We start from the raw sequence: 16,905 nt of genomic DNA, 5'->3' as shown, positions 1-16,905 counted from the left end.
CGCTGCCGGTTTTAGGACCAGTGCCTTACAGGACCAGTATCAATGTGAACAAAGTTGCTGCGCGGGTAATATCCTACACCACCTGCACGCAGAGATAACGCCGCTTTGCGAACATTGCTCAGGGAAATGCCTTCAATATGGAAGTCCATCGCCTGACCTTTGGTGTGATAACTGTGTTTTGCCACACCAGGACCGGACTCACGCAACATATTGTTGGTGGCAATGGTGCGATAGCCTGAAACCAGTTGGATCGGTTTACGTGTTCCCAGCGCGGCCTGTAGGCGATAAATCTGATCAAACAAATGCGGATCAATGGTTTTGATCTGATTGGCGCGGTAATCACGGAAGAAGTGGTTTAAGCGCGCTAACTCATCCTTGTCATAACTCTTACCGTTAAAAAACTCCGTTTTGAGGCTTTCACCGGTGTGAAGGTTATTAAGCGTTAAAATGCGCGGACGTGAGGTGGAGATCGAGGCCAGTGCTGAGCCAGGAAGGAGAGCCAGACCTGCCGTTGCGCCTCCGATCAGGAGCAATTTGCGACGCTGAGAATCAAAATTAGCCATGAAACGGGGTTACCTGAAAATAAAGCGAGAAAAAATGTGTAAAAAGCACACAAGGCGGAACATTAACGCCCACCTCAGACTCAGTCAACCCAGAATAAGGGAAAGAAAATGCAGAACCGGCGCAAAATCGCAATTTTGCCGCCGGTTCTGAGAAAGTTACGCTTGCAGGAGATGTGTTAAATCAAACACTAGAGCAGCAATTGACCCGCTTTAGCCAGCACCTGGCTACCTGAACGAGCCGGATTATCATAATTGTAAATATCTGTACGATATTGCGGCTGACCATCATCAGCCACCCAGGCCGTCAGATAATAGAGGTTAACCGGTATACGATGACGAATGGGTACGTAGCGCGTATTACCTTCTTTCAAGGTATCGGAGATACGACTGTCATTCCAGCCCGCATCCTGGAGCAGCAAATCCGCCAGTTCCGACGCCTTATTCACACGTACACAGCCAGAGCTGAGCGCACGAATATCACGCTGGAACAGATTGTGGTTCGGCGTATCGTGCAGATAGATCGCATCCGAGCTGGGCATATTGAATTTATAGCGCCCCAGCGAATTCATCGCGCCGGGAGCCTGACGTATGCGGTACGGGAAGCTGGCCGCTGAGACCATACTCCAGTCGAGCGTGGAAGGATCGATCACCTGCGCGTCGGCGCTCCAGCCAGACAACAAGGTGTAGCCGTGTTTATACAGATAACCCGGATCCTGTTTCACCTTCGGTACAATGTCCTGACGCACCAGCGACGTCGGCACATTCCACGGCGGATTGAGCACCACATTATTTAATGCGCTGCGCATCAGCGGTGTTTTACGGTCAGGACGGCCGACGATCACCCGTGATGACAGAATGGTTGCGCCGTTGTTGTAGTAAGTCAGGGAATAGTTCGGGATATTCACCATGATGCCGTTATGCATGTCATCCGGCAGCAAACGCAAACGCTGGATATTTAACGCCAGCAAAGCCGCGCGCATTTGCGGCGAGACATTCAGCCATTCACGGGTACGTGGACCAATCGCACCATCATCGGCCAACCCTTGCCAGTGCTGGAAGCGTTTTACGCCGTCCACCAGCGTAGCATCGTAGACATTGTTGGCCGACTGCACAGGATTCGCCGCGACATTGCCCGGTGCTTGTGGTGCCTGAGTGGAGAGATCATTCACATTGGCGGCTGATGGGCTGACCGCAACCGGCTGCGCGCTCTGGCTCACCGGCACCGGTGCCACCGGTACGGCATCATCGGCGGGTGTAGGCGTTGGACTGCGACCGGACAACATGCCGGTACGTTGTAAAATCTCACGCAATGCAGGCACGTCATTACTGATTTGACCAGGCTTCAGCGTGCCGCTGTCGCGTAATTGCGGCCACGGACGATTATCGGTCAACAGGGTTTTCAGCGCCGCGTGCATGGGAGCGTATTGCGGATGTTGCGGTTCAAGCGAGGTGACAAAGGCACGGCTTCCGCCGCCATTTACCGCATTTTGCCACTGGTTAATCACCGCAACGGTGGGCATCGCCATCTTATACGGAACATTGCTGTACAACCAGGTTTCACCCTGAGTCGGGACATTTGAAACAAATTGCAGGTAGCCCAGCATGGCATCACTCAGCACGATATCACGTGCCAGCCCTTTGATCGCCGGGTTGGTCAGTAGCCCGACCCAGCGAGTAAACTGCGGCTGTACCCCGGATAACGCAACTTCTGCCAGTTGCTGTTGAAACACCTGCACCGCCGTCCGGTCCTGCCATAACGGCGCCATATTACGTGCGGCATAGATTCCCGCCAGGCCTGGCAGGTAGAACGGTTGTTCGCTGGGGCTGAAAACCTGCTGAATCTGGCGCTGGCTATCCACAACCGACAGGGTTTGGTGCACAGTACCCGGTAACGCGGCGATAATTGCCGCATGGCTGATTGCCAGTGGCGACAATACCAGTGACAAACTGAGTGCGATGACAGCACGATTACATCTGATCTTATTATTCAGCAACATCCCTGGCCCCCTTCTCGCCTAAGACACAGCCAACTCGCTATGCTGTGTACTACCTTATACATATTTTTGAGTATACAAATAAAAACGGCATTTGCCTCTGGTAGCAAATGCCGTTTACACATTAACCGTAGCGATAAATTTTAACCACAATTCCCGCTACGAATTTTCTGTTTCCAGGTCTGGTGCGCTATTTTCGCGTTTCACCGGCGTCGGGTCCGCAGAGAAGCCGCGCAGGCCCACCACATGGACGTGTTCGGTATTGTTAAACACCTTACGTACCAACTTATAGGTGGTCCCTTTTTCCGGGCTGATGTTTTCCGGCGCAGCGATCACCAGCTGCATTTCCAGACGCTCGCACAACTCAAACAGGGTAGCGATGGAACGCGCATCAAGACGGGCAGCCTCATCAAGGAACAGCAGACGGCACGGGGAAATATCTTTGCCACGCAGACGACGTGATTCCTCTTCCCAGCTCTGTACCACCATCACCAGAATCGACATACCCGTACCGATCGCTTCACCGGTAGAGAGCGCGCCACTTTCCGCACGTAACCAGCCATCGGAGCCACGGTTAACTTCAACCTCCATCTCCAGATAGTTGCGGTAGTCGAGGAGTTCCTCACCGATGGTCTGCGGCGTGCGCTGCCCCATATCGATTTGCGGATTAAGGCGTTGGTACAGCTTCGCCAGCGCTTCAGAGAAGGTCAGGCGATTGCTGTTGAACAGATCCTGATGCTGTTCGTGTTCCTCTGACAGCGTATCCAGCAGCATCGAATGGGCTTCACGCACATTAACGTTCAACCGCACGCTACGCACCTGACCAAAACTTACCGCCTGCAAGCCCTGATTCAACTGACGGATACGATTCTGCTCGCGCTGAATGGTTTTGCGAATGATGTTAGCAACGCTGCGGGAACTGATGGCCAGCGTCTGCTCGCGTGCCGTCAACTCTTCCGTCAGACGATTCAGCTCAATCTCCATTTGCTCAATCGCTTCCACCGGGTCATCAGTGCGAATGATGTCCTGACGAATACGCTCGCGCAGATGTTGATACACCGCGATAAAGAACTGAATTTTACGCTCCGGACGTTTCGGATCTTCCGACATACGCAGCACATCGCGCAGATGTTCGTTATCCGCCACCGCCAGACGCAGCGCACCCAATGCTTTATCCGACATCGAGCGCAGTTCATCACCGCCCAGATACGCCAGTTCACGACGGTGCAAGCGGCGTTCGACACCGTTTTCTTTCACCAGGCGCAGCACTGCACACCAGCCCGCTTTGGCGGTGGCTACCTGCTCACGCACCTGGTGGTAATCACGCTCCAGCTTGCGCAGTTTCTTCTGCAAGCTGTCCATTTCCGCTTCGCAGAAGGTGAGCTGTTTCTCCAGCTGGTTACGGCGTGCACGGTTATGGCTTAACGCGGTATAGAGTTCATCGCGACGGGCGCGGGCGCGCTCCTCGGCGCTGGCATCGGCGTTCACACCGATATCCTGCATCTCCTGCTGCAACTCTTTCAGCATATCGCGTTTGGCGTCATACGAACTTTTCAGCGAAGCCAGCACCTGTGCATACTGGGTCAACTGCGCCTGATGTTCACGCAGACGCTCACGTGTACGGCTGCGCTCACCTTCCGCCTGTTCCAGACGCTGACGCAATTTTTCGTTTAGATCGCTGTTGCCGGTCAGCATGCCTGCGGAATCTTCGTAGCTGAAATGCGCGCGACGCTGTACCACTTCGGTCAGGGCAAACGCCTGCTGACGCGCCTCGCGCTGCAACTGCTGCGCCTGCTGATAATCACGCTCCAGCTGATCGTGTTGCTGTGGATCGCTTTGCAGTACCGCCAGCAGCGGCTCGAGCTTGCTGAGCTTGTTGCTGTGCTGATGCAGGAAACGCGCCGCCTCCTGGGCTTCTTCGACCCGCTCACGAATCTCTTCGCAGCGATCCGCCAGGCTATCATCCAGCAGCAGAGTCACGCGCGGCAGCAGACGGTTAAGCTGGGCAACCCCCTCTTTCGCCTGTTCATACTGCATACGCTGCTGCTGGTTATCGTTTTCATGCTGACTCAGCGCGCGTTCCAATTCACCGCGACGGCTATTCAACTGGCGCATCAATGCTTCCGGATCTTCATCAAACGCCACCGCCAGGTGACTACCGATAAAGCGACTGAAAGATTGATGCAGACGCTGGGTTTTCTGTACGTCAAAGGAGAGCGTGGCATAACGTTCCGCCAGTTGATCGCGCTCGTTATTCAACAGCTCCAGTTGATTTTCACGCGCAGCACGACCAAATAACGGCACTTTCGGGTAGCGGGAATAGCGCCACTGGCGCTCGGCCACCTTAACGACCACTGCATTTTCCAGCTCATCAACGCCGAATACGCTGTCATCAAACGACTGCGGATCCCCTTCAATCAGATAGAGATCTTCCGGGCAATCTTCCAGGCCATTCAGCAACTCGCGCACCAGCGAGAGATCCGGCACCACAATCGCATGGCGCGACGGGCCATACAGCGCGGAGAAGTACGGCGCATCGTCCAATGTCACGTCATCATAGATTTCTGACAGCAGCACGCCGCCAAAACGCTCGGCCAGCTGAGTCAGACGTGCATCTTCCGCCCCGCCCGGCTGGCTGAGGCGTTCAATTTGCTTCTCGACTTCACGTTTACGCGCCGCCACTTCGTCACGCTCGACGGTGGTTTCACGCTCACGCTCCAGCAGTTGCTGCATAAATTCGGTGATTTGCTGGCTGCTGGTCAACTGCTGCCCGGTTTGCTCGCTGAGTTGCGTCAGGATCTCCTGCGCAGCCAGCCAGTGCGGCGCACGCGTGGTCAGCGCGGCGATGCGCTCACGCAGTTGCTCCAGCTCCTGGCGTATCAACATGCGGCGTTCACCGGCATCAGCAACGCTGCTGCTCAGTTGTTCAATCTGCGCTTCCAGCTCACGCTGCAAACCTTCCAGCGCATCGGCATCATATTGCTGGCCCTGACGCTTACAGAATTCCGCCAGCAGGCGCTCGGCTTCATTCTGCTCACGCAGACGTTGCTCCAGCTCATTCAGACGCAGGCGCAGTGAGGAGAGTTGTTCGGCGTGATGACGCTGATTGGCGGCATCGCGCAGCAATTCACGCCCCACTTGCCAGGCATCCTGACGGTTTACCTCACCGGCAACGCTGGTAACCAGCGCCAGCGCCTGGTCAAACTGGCTGTGCGCCGCTTCAGCCACGCTGAGTTTCTGCTCCAGACGCAGCAGTTGCTCTGTCGCTTCTTCTTCGCGTGCCTGGAAGGTTTCCTGCCACTCGGCCGCGTTGTCGATGGTCAGATCCGGCAACTGGCACTGCGCGCGGGCTTTGTCCAGTGCCTGCAAGGCTTGTTGATACTGAATGGCGCGGGTTTGCTGCACATCCAGTGCCTGCTGGAAATCGGCCAGCTGGCTTTTCAGCTCATCCACTTCCACTTCAGCCGCTTCGGCGCGTGCTTCGTTTTCTTCATGGATTTCACGGGCTTCCGCCACCACCTCGTTCTGTTCTTCAAGACGGTAAGTCAGCTCTTCCAGATCGGCATCGTAGCGCTCGATCTTCTCCTGCTGACGCATCGCCGTCTGTACCAGATTCAGATGATCGCTGGCCGCCTGATAATCGGTTTCCAGATCGTTTTCCGCGCCGCTGTGCTCGGACAACTCACGCGCCATTTCGATATGGCGATACTGCTCTGACGCCAACTGGTTGCGGCTGGTAAACAACTCATTACGCAGCTGCAATGCGCCATCCAGGTGGATACGACGATCATTGGCGTGACGCATATAATCCGCCGAAACGTAGCTGGTAGCCTCGGAGATTAAATGCTTAAACAGATCGCGGTCAGATTGGGTGACGCGAATCGCTTCCAGCGTCATGCGGTTTTCACGCAATGCCGCTTCCATATCCTGAAAAGCTTTACGCACACCGCTGTTTTCCGGCAGCAGGTAATCACGCAGCGATCGGGTAATGGCGCTGGAGATACCGCCATACAACGAGGCTTCAATCAGACGATAGAACTTGCTGCGGTCGCCTGCGGTACGCAGACGACGCGGCACCACACCGAGTTCAAACAACGTGGCGTGATAATCCGTTACCGAGCTGTACTGGCGGAACTGCACGCCTTCCTGCGCCTCAACGCGATCTTTCACTTCAGTCAGCGGCAACACCCGCGCCTGGCGGCTGCCAAGGATCTCCGTCAGGATGTCGGTGGGTTGGGTATCGGTGGGCAGGCCGTGAATGCTGAACGGCTTAATGTCCACCTTCTTATCACGCCCGGCGACCTGTTGCAGACGCACGCCAACCACCACACGCTGATGGCGCGAGTTGACGACATCCAGCACCGCATAGCAGACGCCCGCACGTAATTTACCGTGCAGACCTTTGTCGCGTGAACCGGAGGTGGCCCCAGCCTCGGTGGTGTTACGGAAATGCAGCAGCGTCAGATCCGGAATCAGCGCGGTGACAAAGGCGGCCATGGTGGTGGATTTCCCCGCACCATTCCCGCCTGACAACGTGGTCACCAGTTCATCAAGATCAAAGGTACGGGCAAAGAAGCCGTTCCAGTTGATCAGCGTTAGCGAACGAAATTTACCGCGTTCAATCATGCCTGTTCATCCTCCGCGTTATCACTCGCTTCACTCTCGGCGTCGTTGTCATTGTCGCTTTCCTCGGTGACCGTCGCATTTTCCAACGTCATGGCTTCACCATCGCGAATCAGACGCAGCTGCGCTTCGCGGGCATCATCACCGCTGCGCACATCCGCCCCGAAGCGGAACACCGATTCGGTGATGCGGAATTTGCTGCTGTCATTGCCCATAAACCAGACCATGCCGAGACGACGCAGGCGGTTCAGTGACGCGCGCATCTTCTCCTGCAATTTGGCACGGTCGAGGTCAGAACCGGTGGAACGCTGGTTCACCAGCTTGAGCAGTTTGCTTTCATCCGCCAGCGACAGCAGCTCATCGTACAACTCCTGCTGAGTGAAAATGCCCTCGTTGGCGAGACGTTCCGGGCTGAGATAGAGGTAGCACAGAATTTTGCCGACCATCATATCCAGCTCGGAAAGCACCGAACGCGGGATCAACGTCGTCGAACGTGGGCGCAAATAGAAAAAACCTTCCGGCGCACGGATCAGTTCCACGTTGTAGCGCGCGTAAAACTCTTCCAGATACTCCTGGTAATCCATCAGGAAAGCGTGATTATCCAGCTCTTCGATGCCAATGTGGCGTCCTGCGCGTAACTGGCTATCGAGCGCAGGAAAAAGGGGATTAGCCAGTGCCAGCGCCAGTTTAACTGGCATCACTTGTTCAATATTTGTCGATGACATGTGCCTGCACCTTGGCTCCGTATTCATTAATGGTCTGCCATTCCGCGGGCAGACCGGCTAAATCTGCCTCAGCCACGCCGAGACGAACTGCCTGATCGATGACAATGCGCGCCAGATCGAAGTGGCGCGCACGAGGATATTGCGCCAGATAGTCGCGCATCACCGTAGCGAGGTTAAGGGGTCTTTGTTCCTGCTTATACACCAGCAAGGCTGCTTCAATCATCGCGGCCAGTTGCTCGCGGATCTCATTAAACTCTTCGAACTCCAGCTCTGCCGGCAACTCACCCATCACCTCGTCGTTGCGCAGCGTCATCTCTTCGTCGCGCATATCAAACAGGCGGTCAGCGTTAGCGTAAGTCAGCGCCCAAGGCTGGTCGAAATAGTTTTGTACCGACAAACGTAAACGCTGGGCGAACACCCGGTTCTTGTCCATGTCGATGGCGGTACGAATGAATTTGTGCACGTGACGGTCATAGCCGATCCACAGGTCGATAGCCTGTTGGCCCCAGCTGATAATGCGGTCCAGCTTGTTTTGCAGATCAAACACCAGCTTATCAACAAAGCCGAGATCCGGGCTGCTCAGCGTAGCGTCCTGAATACGCAGCAGATTGGCTTGTAACTTATCGCCCGCCGCTTCCAGCGTATCCTGCAACTCACGCAGTGTGCCGGAGGTTTCTGACAGCAGCATTTCACAGCTGGAGATCGCCGCGCGCCAGTCTTTGTTCAACAGATCAGCGATATCGGTTTTCACCGCCTGCTGCTGCTCATCCATCAGGCGTTGCGTCATGTCGATACTGTCGAAGATCTCCGCCACCGAGTATTTCAGCGGCGCAAATACGTTGCGATGCCAGTGGAATTCATCACCGTCTTCTTCCGCTGCATCCGCCGCGCGTTTCAGCTCCTGCGCCACAATCGACAATTGCATCGAAAGACGCAGGGTCGAAAACTCGCGCTGGCGAATGTAATAGTCGGTAATGCCGATAGCCAGCGGCGTCAGACGGTAGATGGCATGGCCTTCCGTCAGCTCGCTGGTAAAGCGGTTGAGCAGGCGCTGCCGCACCATATCGTTGATGGCGTTATTGGCACGCACCTGTACGGTTTCGTGAGTTTGTTCGAATGCTTTACTGACATGACGAAATGCGTCAATCAACTCGCCTTCACTCATCTCGCCGTCCATCCGCTCACCGTTCAGGGTGGCGATAGCCAGCAAAAACGCCAGACGTTCAACCGGCAGCGCAAGGGAAAAGTCATTCTTGCGCGCCCATGCCACCAGTTCGGGCACCGTCTGGGAAAAATCGCTCATAGTTGGTCCTTCTACCTGGGTTTGCGCGCGGTCACATGGATATAACGCCCTAAACTTAAAAAGGGCTCCTGGCGACAGTAGCGCCGTTCCATCTCAATAATGGACTCAACGTCTTTCACAGCGGCAGACTGTTCTTTCATGTAGTCACAAAAGACGCGAATGCCCGCGCGCTGTTCAATCTCAAATCCACAGTCTGTCAGCCAGCGATATACCTCTTCGGGATCGCGTGGGTAATCGGGCGACAGCGTGCGCTTCTTGCGCTTGGACATATTGGCCTGCAGATAGCCGAAATTACCGAGGGTCAGCAGGCGTAAGGTTAAGGCATGACGATTAAAAAACATCAGCGACAAAACGCCGCCTGGCTTCAGGGTGTGCCATAACGCCTGCAATACCGCCTCGGGTTGCGCTACCCACTCCAACACAGCGTGAAACAATACCAGATCAACCGGCTTATCCAAATGTTCGCCGACCTGTTGCGCGCTAATTTGTTTGAATTGCATGTTGTGGCTCACACCCTCGGCAAGGGCATGTGCCTCGGCCAACTTCAACATCTCCGCCGACAGGTCGCACAACAGCACCTGATGGCCGCGCGCCGCCAGTCCGCTGGAGATTTGCCCTACACCACCACCGGCATCCAGCACTGACAACGGCCCGGCGGGTAGCGTCGGCAGCAACGTGTCCAGCTCATCCCACAGGATCGCCTGACGCACCATGCCTTTCTTGGTGCCATAAATGTTCTTTGAAAATCTCTCCGCGAGATCGTCAAAGTTACGATCCTGCATGCTGGTCGCTCCGCTCTGCTGCCTTCAACTTGTGCTATTTTGTCACAGGCGCAATAAGAATGAACCTTTCATCCCGTGGTTAGTGTCTGGCTGCTGTTTTTTCGGCCAAAAGGAGCAATTTTCGATGTTTTTCACGTTAAAAAAAGTGATCGGTGGGATGTTACTGCCCTTGCCACTGCTGCTGTCACTGATGGCAGCCGGACTTTTATTGCTCTGGTTCAGTCGTTGGCAGAAAAGCGGCAAAATTCTGATATCAATCAGTTGGCTGACGCTGCTGTTACTCAGCCTGCAACCGGTGGCCGATCGCCTGTTGCTGCCCCTGGAAAATGCTTATCCAACCTGGAACCGCAACGATAGCGTCGATTATATCGTGGTGTTGGGGGGCGGATATACCTTTAATCCGGATTGGGCGCCCAGTTCGAACCTGATTGGGAATAGTCTGCCTCGGGTAGCTGAAGGGGTACGTCAGTGGCGACGCTATCCGCAGGCGAAGATGATCTTTACCGGCGCGGCGGCAGGGAATAACCCCATGAGTAACGCGCTCGTGGCGGCCCAGGTGGCGGAAAGCCTCGGCGTACCGGATAGCGCAATTATTGTGCTGGACCAACCCAAGGATACGCGGGAGGAAGCGCAGGCGGTGAAAATCGCCGTGGGGCAGCATCCTTTCCTGTTGGTGACCTCTGCCAATCATCTGCCACGGGCGATGCAGTTTTTCCAGCGCGCAGGACTCAATCCGCTGGCAGCTCCGGCTAATCAAATGGCTATCACCTCGCCGTTAAATGGCTGGGAGCGCGCGCTACCCTCGCCGTTGTGGCTGAGTCACAGCGAGCGGGCGATTTATGAAACCCTCGGCCGGGCGTGGCAGGCGCTGCGTGGCGATGACCTGGCCTCATCCCAGCCAGGGGAGTAGCTGCTCGCGCGCGTTATCAAAGCGTGCCCGGTCAAACTGACCTGTGCTGACCAGGGTATCAATGCAATCCCAGAGTTGATACAGCCAGCGCCGCCAGAGAAACCCTTCCGCGACCGGTGCACGCTGCAAATAGTGTTGCAACAACGAGGCTTCTGCCCCGTTGTCGCCCAGCCGCATCAGCTCAAATTCGCGCGGTGCCCATAGCACATTGCCCGGTTGCGTCATTGCGACCAGTTGGTCACTGCGCACGTCTTTCATGATGCTCCCCAGCCGCAGGTTGCCGTGGATCAGCACACAGGGATCGTCAAACCCATGAAATAAACGGGCCAGCTGCTGGCGGCTACGAAACAGGATTTGCCGGTCGTCGAGGGTGAAAGCCGGAGGCGACAGGTAACCCAGTGTTGACCACAGCACTTCGACCCGTTGCTGATACCAGGCAGGCCAGTTGTTCTCCTGAATACTGTCGATGCTGCCCACCAGCCCATGACTGTCAATGCGATGCCAGGCCAGCAAGCCTTCAACTACCTGCTCACAAAGCTGCTCCCAACGTGCAGCGGTGCGCGCCGGGGCTTCGGCAGAGACGCCATTGAGGCGCGCCATCAGCAACATTTCATGTACGGGTTTCTGCTGGCTGAGTACCAGGCCAAACACTGCCGGCACGGCAATTAATCCATCGCGGCCCAACATCGCCAGTTTTTTCGCTTCCAACGCCGCGCGCCCCTGATGACGGAAATATTTCGCTACCAACGGCATCGGTTTATCGGCGTCATCATACAACGCGTACAAGCGCGACTGAGACTGTTCACTAATGGTTTCAAGACGGCCGACGCTTTCACCAAGCACCAGCGTAAGTTCTGAACGGAGCTGTTCCATGCGTCATCCTCCCGAGAAAGTGACTTAAATATCCTGGAGGTCACGGCAGCGCAGAGTGATGCGCCAGATCAAAGAACAGCAGGGCCAGCCACATAAGCTGGCCGCTGCGGATTAAGCCTGCATGGCAGCGCGCACGCGCAACAGGTCTTCCGGGGTGTCAACACCGACGCTCGGCACCGTTTCTGCTACGGCGACATGGATCTTCTCGCCGTACCACAAGACACGCAACTGCTCGAGCAACTCAATCTGCTCCAGCGGGCAGGGTTCCCATGAGATATAACGGCGGACAAAGCCAGCGCGGTAAGCATAGATACCAATATGACGCAGCAGCGTATCACCCGCCTGCTCGCGCGATTTCGCGTAACGCTCGCGATCCCACGGAATGGTGGCGCGTGAGAAGTAAAGTGCATAACCCTGCGCATCGGTCACCACTTTCACCGCATTGGGGTTGAACGCTTCTTCCGCATCACGAATCGGCACGGCGAGTGTGGCCATACCTGCGTCAGCCTGAGCCAGATTGGCCGCCACCTGGCGCACAATCGCCGGTGGGATCATCGGCTCATCGCCCTGTACATTGACGATGATAGTGTCATCGGGGAACTGATATTTTTCAATCACTTCCGCCAGGCGTTCGGTGCCGGAATGATGGTCAGCACGCGTCATGCAGACTTCACCACCTGCCGCTTCTACCGCCGCCGCAACATCAGGATGATCCGTGGCAACAATTACCCGATCGGCACCGGATTCACGCGCACGTTCCATCACATGCACCACCATCGGTTTACCAAGAATATCCACCAATGGCTTGCCCGGCAGACGCGTCGAAGCGTAGCGCGCCGGAATAATGGCGACAAAACTCATGGATGGATCTCTTCAACAGACAAGGTTCGCGCTTCGTTTTCCAGTAACACCGGAATACCATCGCGCACCGGGAATGCCAGCCCATCGGGTTTGCAGATCAATTCCTGCTGTTCTTTGTTGTAGTACAGTTTTCCATTGCAAACCGGGCAGGCCACAATCTCAAGTAAACGGTGATCCATAATCTCCTCCATACCGGATCGATTCGTCAGACAGTTAGCATACCATAGCGCAGCGCATGGCAGCGTGCCGTAATCCACTACTCAGTTATTCTCCAGCCATCCGACCAGGCGGCACGTAACGCGGGCGGAACCTGCTCAATCACCACTTCATTGGCCCCCTGCCATTGGGCAAAGCGCGTAATAGCGCGCTGGACGTCATTGATAAAACTGACCGTCACACGCGTCCCCTCTTCCAGCCAAAAAGCGCGGATCACCAATTTTTGCGCCTGGCGATCCATCTTCGCATCGAGCCGACCTTTCAACACGCCACGGTGTAAAACCGGCAGCACAAAGTAGCCGAACTTACGCTTCTCTGCGGGCGTATAACATTCAATACGGTAGTCAAAATTGAACAGCTCCAGCGCCCGACGTCGATCCCATACCACCGGATCGAAGGGTGAAAGCAGCGCGGTATGGGTGGCTGACGGCGATTTTTCCAGTAGCGGCAGCAACTCGCGATGTAGCCACATCTCACCCAGTTGCTCTACCTGCACCGCAATAATCTCGCCCCGCTCTTGCGCTGTCTCAAGCCAGGGTTGCAGTGCCACCCGCTTCAACCGATAGTAATCAGCCAGCCAGGCGGAGCGAAATATCCCCAGACTGCGCGCGCTATGGCTGAGCATCCTGACCACCGCATCTTCTTCACTGAGCGCGTGTTGTGCATCATCCCAGTCCGGCATCACGCGTTGCTGTAGGTCATATACCCGATGGAAATTACGCCGCTCGACCACCATCAACTCCCCTGCGCTGAACAGGTTTTCCAGATGGCGTTTATGTGGCTTCCACGCCCACCAGCCCGGTTTGCTGTGCTTTTCCGTGGCAAAGTCGGCAGCACGTACCGGGCCGTTAGCGTTGATATGTTCCAGCAAGTCGGCAATCTCCCGCTGATGCTCCTCAACCCACTGCGCATTGTATTTCCAACCGAGACGCGATGGATCAAGCATACGATGACGCAGCAGCGGATAGTCTTCACGCGGGATAAAGCAGGCTTCATGCGCCCAATATTCAAATAACTCACCCGATGCCAGTGCCTCTTCCAGCCAGTTTGTCGGGTAGTCGCCCAGGCGACTGAACAGCACCAGATAAGGGCTACGCGCCACCACATTGATGGTGTCAATTTGCAGTAGCGACATCTGACGGATAGTGGCGTGAATATCAGCGAAACGCGCCCGCCGCCCGGTTGGCCGTAGCAGCCCCTGAGCGGCGAGATGGAGATTGCGGGCAGTCTGTAAAGAGAGGGAATCAGCGTGGCTCATTACTCAGTTTCCCTCTAAGGTTAGCGCAAGTGTGTGTCGCGGGCGCTGAGGCAAAGTTGCGTGATGTCTTCCAACAACGCAGGTAAGGATGCGCCTGCCAGATGCGCATCAACAGGCAAATACCACCAGTTTTCACGTGCGAAAGCGCGGCATTTGACCGCGTCTTTTTCCGTCATCAGCAAGCACTGGCCCGGCTGTGTCAGGCTACTTAATTCGGTTGCGCTATAAGCGTGATGGTCAGCAAAAGCGATTTCAGCGACGGGCTGTAGCCCTTGCTGTTTCAGGGTAGTGAAGAAACGAGGTGGATGCCCGATGCCGGCCATCGCGATCACTGACGGTAACTGCGCCAGAGTGGCACGTTGCCCGGTAACCAGATTGATCGCCATGCCGGGTTGTAACGTCATGGCGATTTCCCGGCCTTTGGCCTCACCACCGTTAACAATGACGGCATCGACCTGTTCGAGGCGTGAGGCGCGTTCCCGCATCGGTCCGGCAGGTAACCACCAGCCATTGCCAAAGCGACGCACACCATCCACCACCACCACTTCTCGGTCACGTTGCAGGGCGTAGTGTTGTAACCCATCGTCGGTGATGATCACATCCAGTGGCTGTCGGGACAATAACGCCTCGACAGCAATGCGGCGTTGAGGAGCAACCGCGACCGGCGCGCCAGTCCGCTGTGCAATCAAAACCGGCTCATCACCCGCCAGTTCCGTAGAAGTTTCAGCGTCGACCAACAGTGGATAGCGTTCTGCCTTACCACCATAGCCACGCGACACCACCCCCGCACGTAGGCCGCGTTGTTGCAACGCCTGTACCAACCAGATGACCACCGGCGTTTTGCCGTTACCACCAGCGGTGAGGTTACCCACCACAATCACCGGACAGGGCGCGCGCCAGCTTTTACGCCAGCCACGCTGGAAACTGAGGCGAATCAGCCAGCTGACCGCCCCATAGAGCAGACTGAGCGGCCATAACAGCAGCCATAGCGGCGAACGTCCACTCCAGATGCGCTCAATCATTGGCCAAACTGCAATTTGTGAAGCTGTGCGTAGGCACCTCTCTCCGCCAGCAGGACGTCATGTGTACCACGTTCAATGATACGACCATCCTCAACTACCACGATCTCATCGGCTTTCTCGATGGTCGAGAGGCGGTGCGCGATCACCAGCGAGGTGCGGTTTTTCTGCAACTCATCCAGTGCAGACTGAATCGCACGCTCCGATTCGGTATCCAGCGCGGAGGTTGCTTCATCGAGGATCAGGATCGGGCAATCACGCAGCAAAGCACGGGCAATGGCAATACGCTGACGCTGACCGCCGGAGAGCAATACACCATTTTCGCCAATCACGGTATCGAGACCGTTATCCATTTTTTTGATGAAGTCCATCGCGTGTGCCATGGTCGCCGCCCGCTCAATCTCTTCACGGCTGTACTGCTCTTTGCGTGCATAAGCGATGTTGTTGGCGATGGTGTCGTTGAACAGGTGCACATTCTGCGACACCAGTGCCACCTGATTACGTAACGAACTCAGGGTGTATTCACGTAAATCGTGTCCGTCCAGCAGGATCTCGCCCTGTTGGATATCGTAAAAACGGGTCAGAAGACTCGCCATCGTTGATTTACCCGAACCCGAGCGGCCAACCAGCGCCACGGTTTTGCCTGCCGGCAGGGTCAGATTAATATCGCGTAACGCTGGGATATCACGGCCAGGGTAGGTAAAGGTCACGTTACGGAACTCAACATCACCTTTCGCACGCTCCATCTGACGCGTACCGTTGTCATTCTCCTGCTCACTATCCAGAATGCTGAACAGGGTCTGACACGCCGCCATACCACGCTGGAACTGCGCGTTGACGTTGGTCAGTGACTTCAGGGGACGCATCAGGGCGATCATCGAGGAGAACACCACCGTGATGGTGCCAGCAGTCAGCGTATCCATCACGCTCGGGAAGCTGGCGGCATACAACACAAAAGCCAGTGCCAGAGAAGCGATCAGCTGAATCACCGGATCAGAAATAGACGAAGCCGAGACCAGCTTCATACCCTGCTGACGCATCCGGTTGCTGACGCGCGCGAAACGCTCGGATTCCACTTCCTGGCCGCCGAAAATCAGCACTTCTTTGTGACCTTTCAGCATCTGTTCGGCGCTGGTGGTCACTTGCCCCATGGTGTTCTGCATGGTTTTGCTGATATTACGGAAGCGTTTGGAGACGTTACGAATCGCAAATGAAACAATCGGGGCCAGGACAATCAGAATCAACGACAGCTGCCAGCTGTAGTAGAACATCATGATAAACAGGCCAATGATGGATGCACCTTCACGCACCACCGTGACCAGCGCGCTTGAGGACGATGAAGCGACCTGCTCTGAGTCATACGTGATACGGGACAGCAGCGTGCCTGTCGACTGTTGATCAAAGAAGGCCACTGGCATGCCCATCATGTGACTGAACAGACGCCGACGCATGTTCATCACCACGTTGCCGGAAACCCAGGATATGCAATAGCTTGAAATATAACTGGTTATCCCGCGCATTAGCATCAAACCAATCACCGCCAGCGGCATCCACAACAGTACGGATTTGTCAGCCTTACCGAAGCCGTCATCCAGTAAAGGTTTCAACAGGGAGAGCATTAAGGTGTCGCCTGCCGCATTGAGTATCAGCGCCACAGCAGACACAAATAAGCCAGCTTTGTGAGGCGCAATCATCGGCCAGAGTCGGCGAAATGTCTGCCACGTTGAGAGATCTTTGTCTTGTTGCATTATTTAGTCACGCTGTTTGAAATAGCCGCT

13 protein-coding genes are annotated in these 16,905 nt (G+C 55.7%); 1 reads left to right on the top strand and 12 read right to left on the bottom strand.

Going from position 1 to position 16,905, the window contains the following annotated elements:
• Positions 1 to 11 precede the first annotated feature (11 nt).
• The 6 genes from mepK to cmoM form a co-directional block, all read right to left on the bottom strand.
• Positions 12 to 563 carry a peptidoglycan L,D-endopeptidase MepK gene (mepK, locus tag AC6I8W_RS07350; protein WP_497837581.1) on the bottom strand — a complete coding sequence of 184 codons (552 nt, stop codon included), beginning with the start codon at positions 561 to 563 and terminating at the stop codon, positions 12 to 14.
• Positions 564 to 751: 188 nt separating this feature from the next.
• Complete coding sequence (ldtD, locus tag AC6I8W_RS07345) at positions 752 to 2,560, bottom strand: L,D-transpeptidase (RefSeq protein ID WP_497837580.1); 1,809 nt, start codon at positions 2,558 to 2,560, stop codon at positions 752 to 754.
• 156 nt (positions 2,561 to 2,716) lie between these two features.
• A complete protein-coding gene (gene mukB, locus AC6I8W_RS07340) occupies positions 2,717 to 7,183 on the bottom strand; it encodes a chromosome partition protein MukB (protein ID WP_497837579.1) in 4,467 nt (1,488 codons plus the stop codon).
• Positions 7,180 to 7,905: a chromosome partition protein MukE gene (gene mukE / locus AC6I8W_RS07335; protein WP_497837578.1), complete on the bottom strand. Its 726-nt coding sequence runs from the start codon at positions 7,903 to 7,905 to the stop codon at positions 7,180 to 7,182. The genes mukB and mukE overlap by 4 nt, the downstream gene beginning before the upstream one ends.
• Positions 7,886 to 9,208, bottom strand: coding sequence for a chromosome partition protein MukF (gene mukF, locus AC6I8W_RS07330; protein WP_497837577.1), 1,323 nt, complete (start codon positions 9,206 to 9,208; stop codon positions 7,886 to 7,888). The genes mukE and mukF overlap by 20 nt, the downstream gene beginning before the upstream one ends.
• 11 nt (positions 9,209 to 9,219) lie before the next feature.
• Positions 9,220 to 9,990, bottom strand: coding sequence for a tRNA uridine 5-oxyacetic acid(34) methyltransferase CmoM (gene cmoM, locus AC6I8W_RS07325; protein WP_497837576.1), 771 nt, complete (start codon positions 9,988 to 9,990; stop codon positions 9,220 to 9,222).
• A 124-nt stretch (positions 9,991 to 10,114) separates the two neighbouring features.
• On the opposite strand from cmoM, the gene elyC reads away from it, so the two are divergent.
• Complete coding sequence (gene elyC, locus AC6I8W_RS07320; RefSeq protein WP_497837575.1) at positions 10,115 to 10,900, top strand: envelope biogenesis factor ElyC; 786 nt, start codon at positions 10,115 to 10,117, stop codon at positions 10,898 to 10,900.
• Here elyC and AC6I8W_RS07315 read toward each other — a convergent pair.
• From AC6I8W_RS07315 to msbA, 6 genes are all read right to left on the bottom strand, one after another.
• Entirely contained in the window at positions 10,880 to 11,773 is an 894-nt protein-coding gene (locus tag AC6I8W_RS07315; protein WP_497837574.1) for a YcbJ family phosphotransferase, read from the bottom strand. The genes elyC and AC6I8W_RS07315 overlap by 21 nt on opposite strands.
• Before the next feature lie 111 nt (positions 11,774 to 11,884).
• On the bottom strand, positions 11,885 to 12,634 hold the full coding sequence (gene kdsB / locus AC6I8W_RS07310) for a 3-deoxy-manno-octulosonate cytidylyltransferase (protein ID WP_480369994.1): 750 nt from the start codon (positions 12,632 to 12,634) through the stop codon (positions 11,885 to 11,887).
• Complete coding sequence (locus AC6I8W_RS07305) at positions 12,631 to 12,813, bottom strand: Trm112 family protein (RefSeq protein ID WP_013508517.1); 183 nt, start codon at positions 12,811 to 12,813, stop codon at positions 12,631 to 12,633. The genes kdsB and AC6I8W_RS07305 overlap by 4 nt, the downstream gene beginning before the upstream one ends.
• 77 nt (positions 12,814 to 12,890) lie before the next feature.
• Positions 12,891 to 14,108, bottom strand: a complete 1,218-nt coding sequence (locus AC6I8W_RS07300) for a winged helix-turn-helix domain-containing protein (RefSeq protein WP_497837573.1) — start codon at positions 14,106 to 14,108, stop codon at positions 12,891 to 12,893.
• Positions 14,109 to 14,128: 20 nt separating this feature from the next.
• Positions 14,129 to 15,130 (bottom strand): tetraacyldisaccharide 4'-kinase, encoded by a 1,002-nt coding sequence (gene lpxK, locus AC6I8W_RS07295; RefSeq protein WP_497837572.1) that lies wholly within the window; start codon positions 15,128 to 15,130, stop codon positions 14,129 to 14,131.
• A complete protein-coding gene (gene msbA / locus AC6I8W_RS07290; protein WP_497837571.1) occupies positions 15,127 to 16,875 on the bottom strand; it encodes a lipid A ABC transporter ATP-binding protein/permease MsbA in 1,749 nt (582 codons plus the stop codon). Before msbA ends, lpxK begins: the two co-directional genes overlap by 4 nt.
• Positions 16,876 to 16,905: the final 30 nt, after the last annotated feature.

Source organism: Pantoea sp. X-Soil-TKNS-1211, assembly GCF_059730495.1.
The sequence above is the reverse complement of the archived record's forward strand: the minus strand, read 5'-3'. Positions and strand labels throughout refer to the sequence as shown.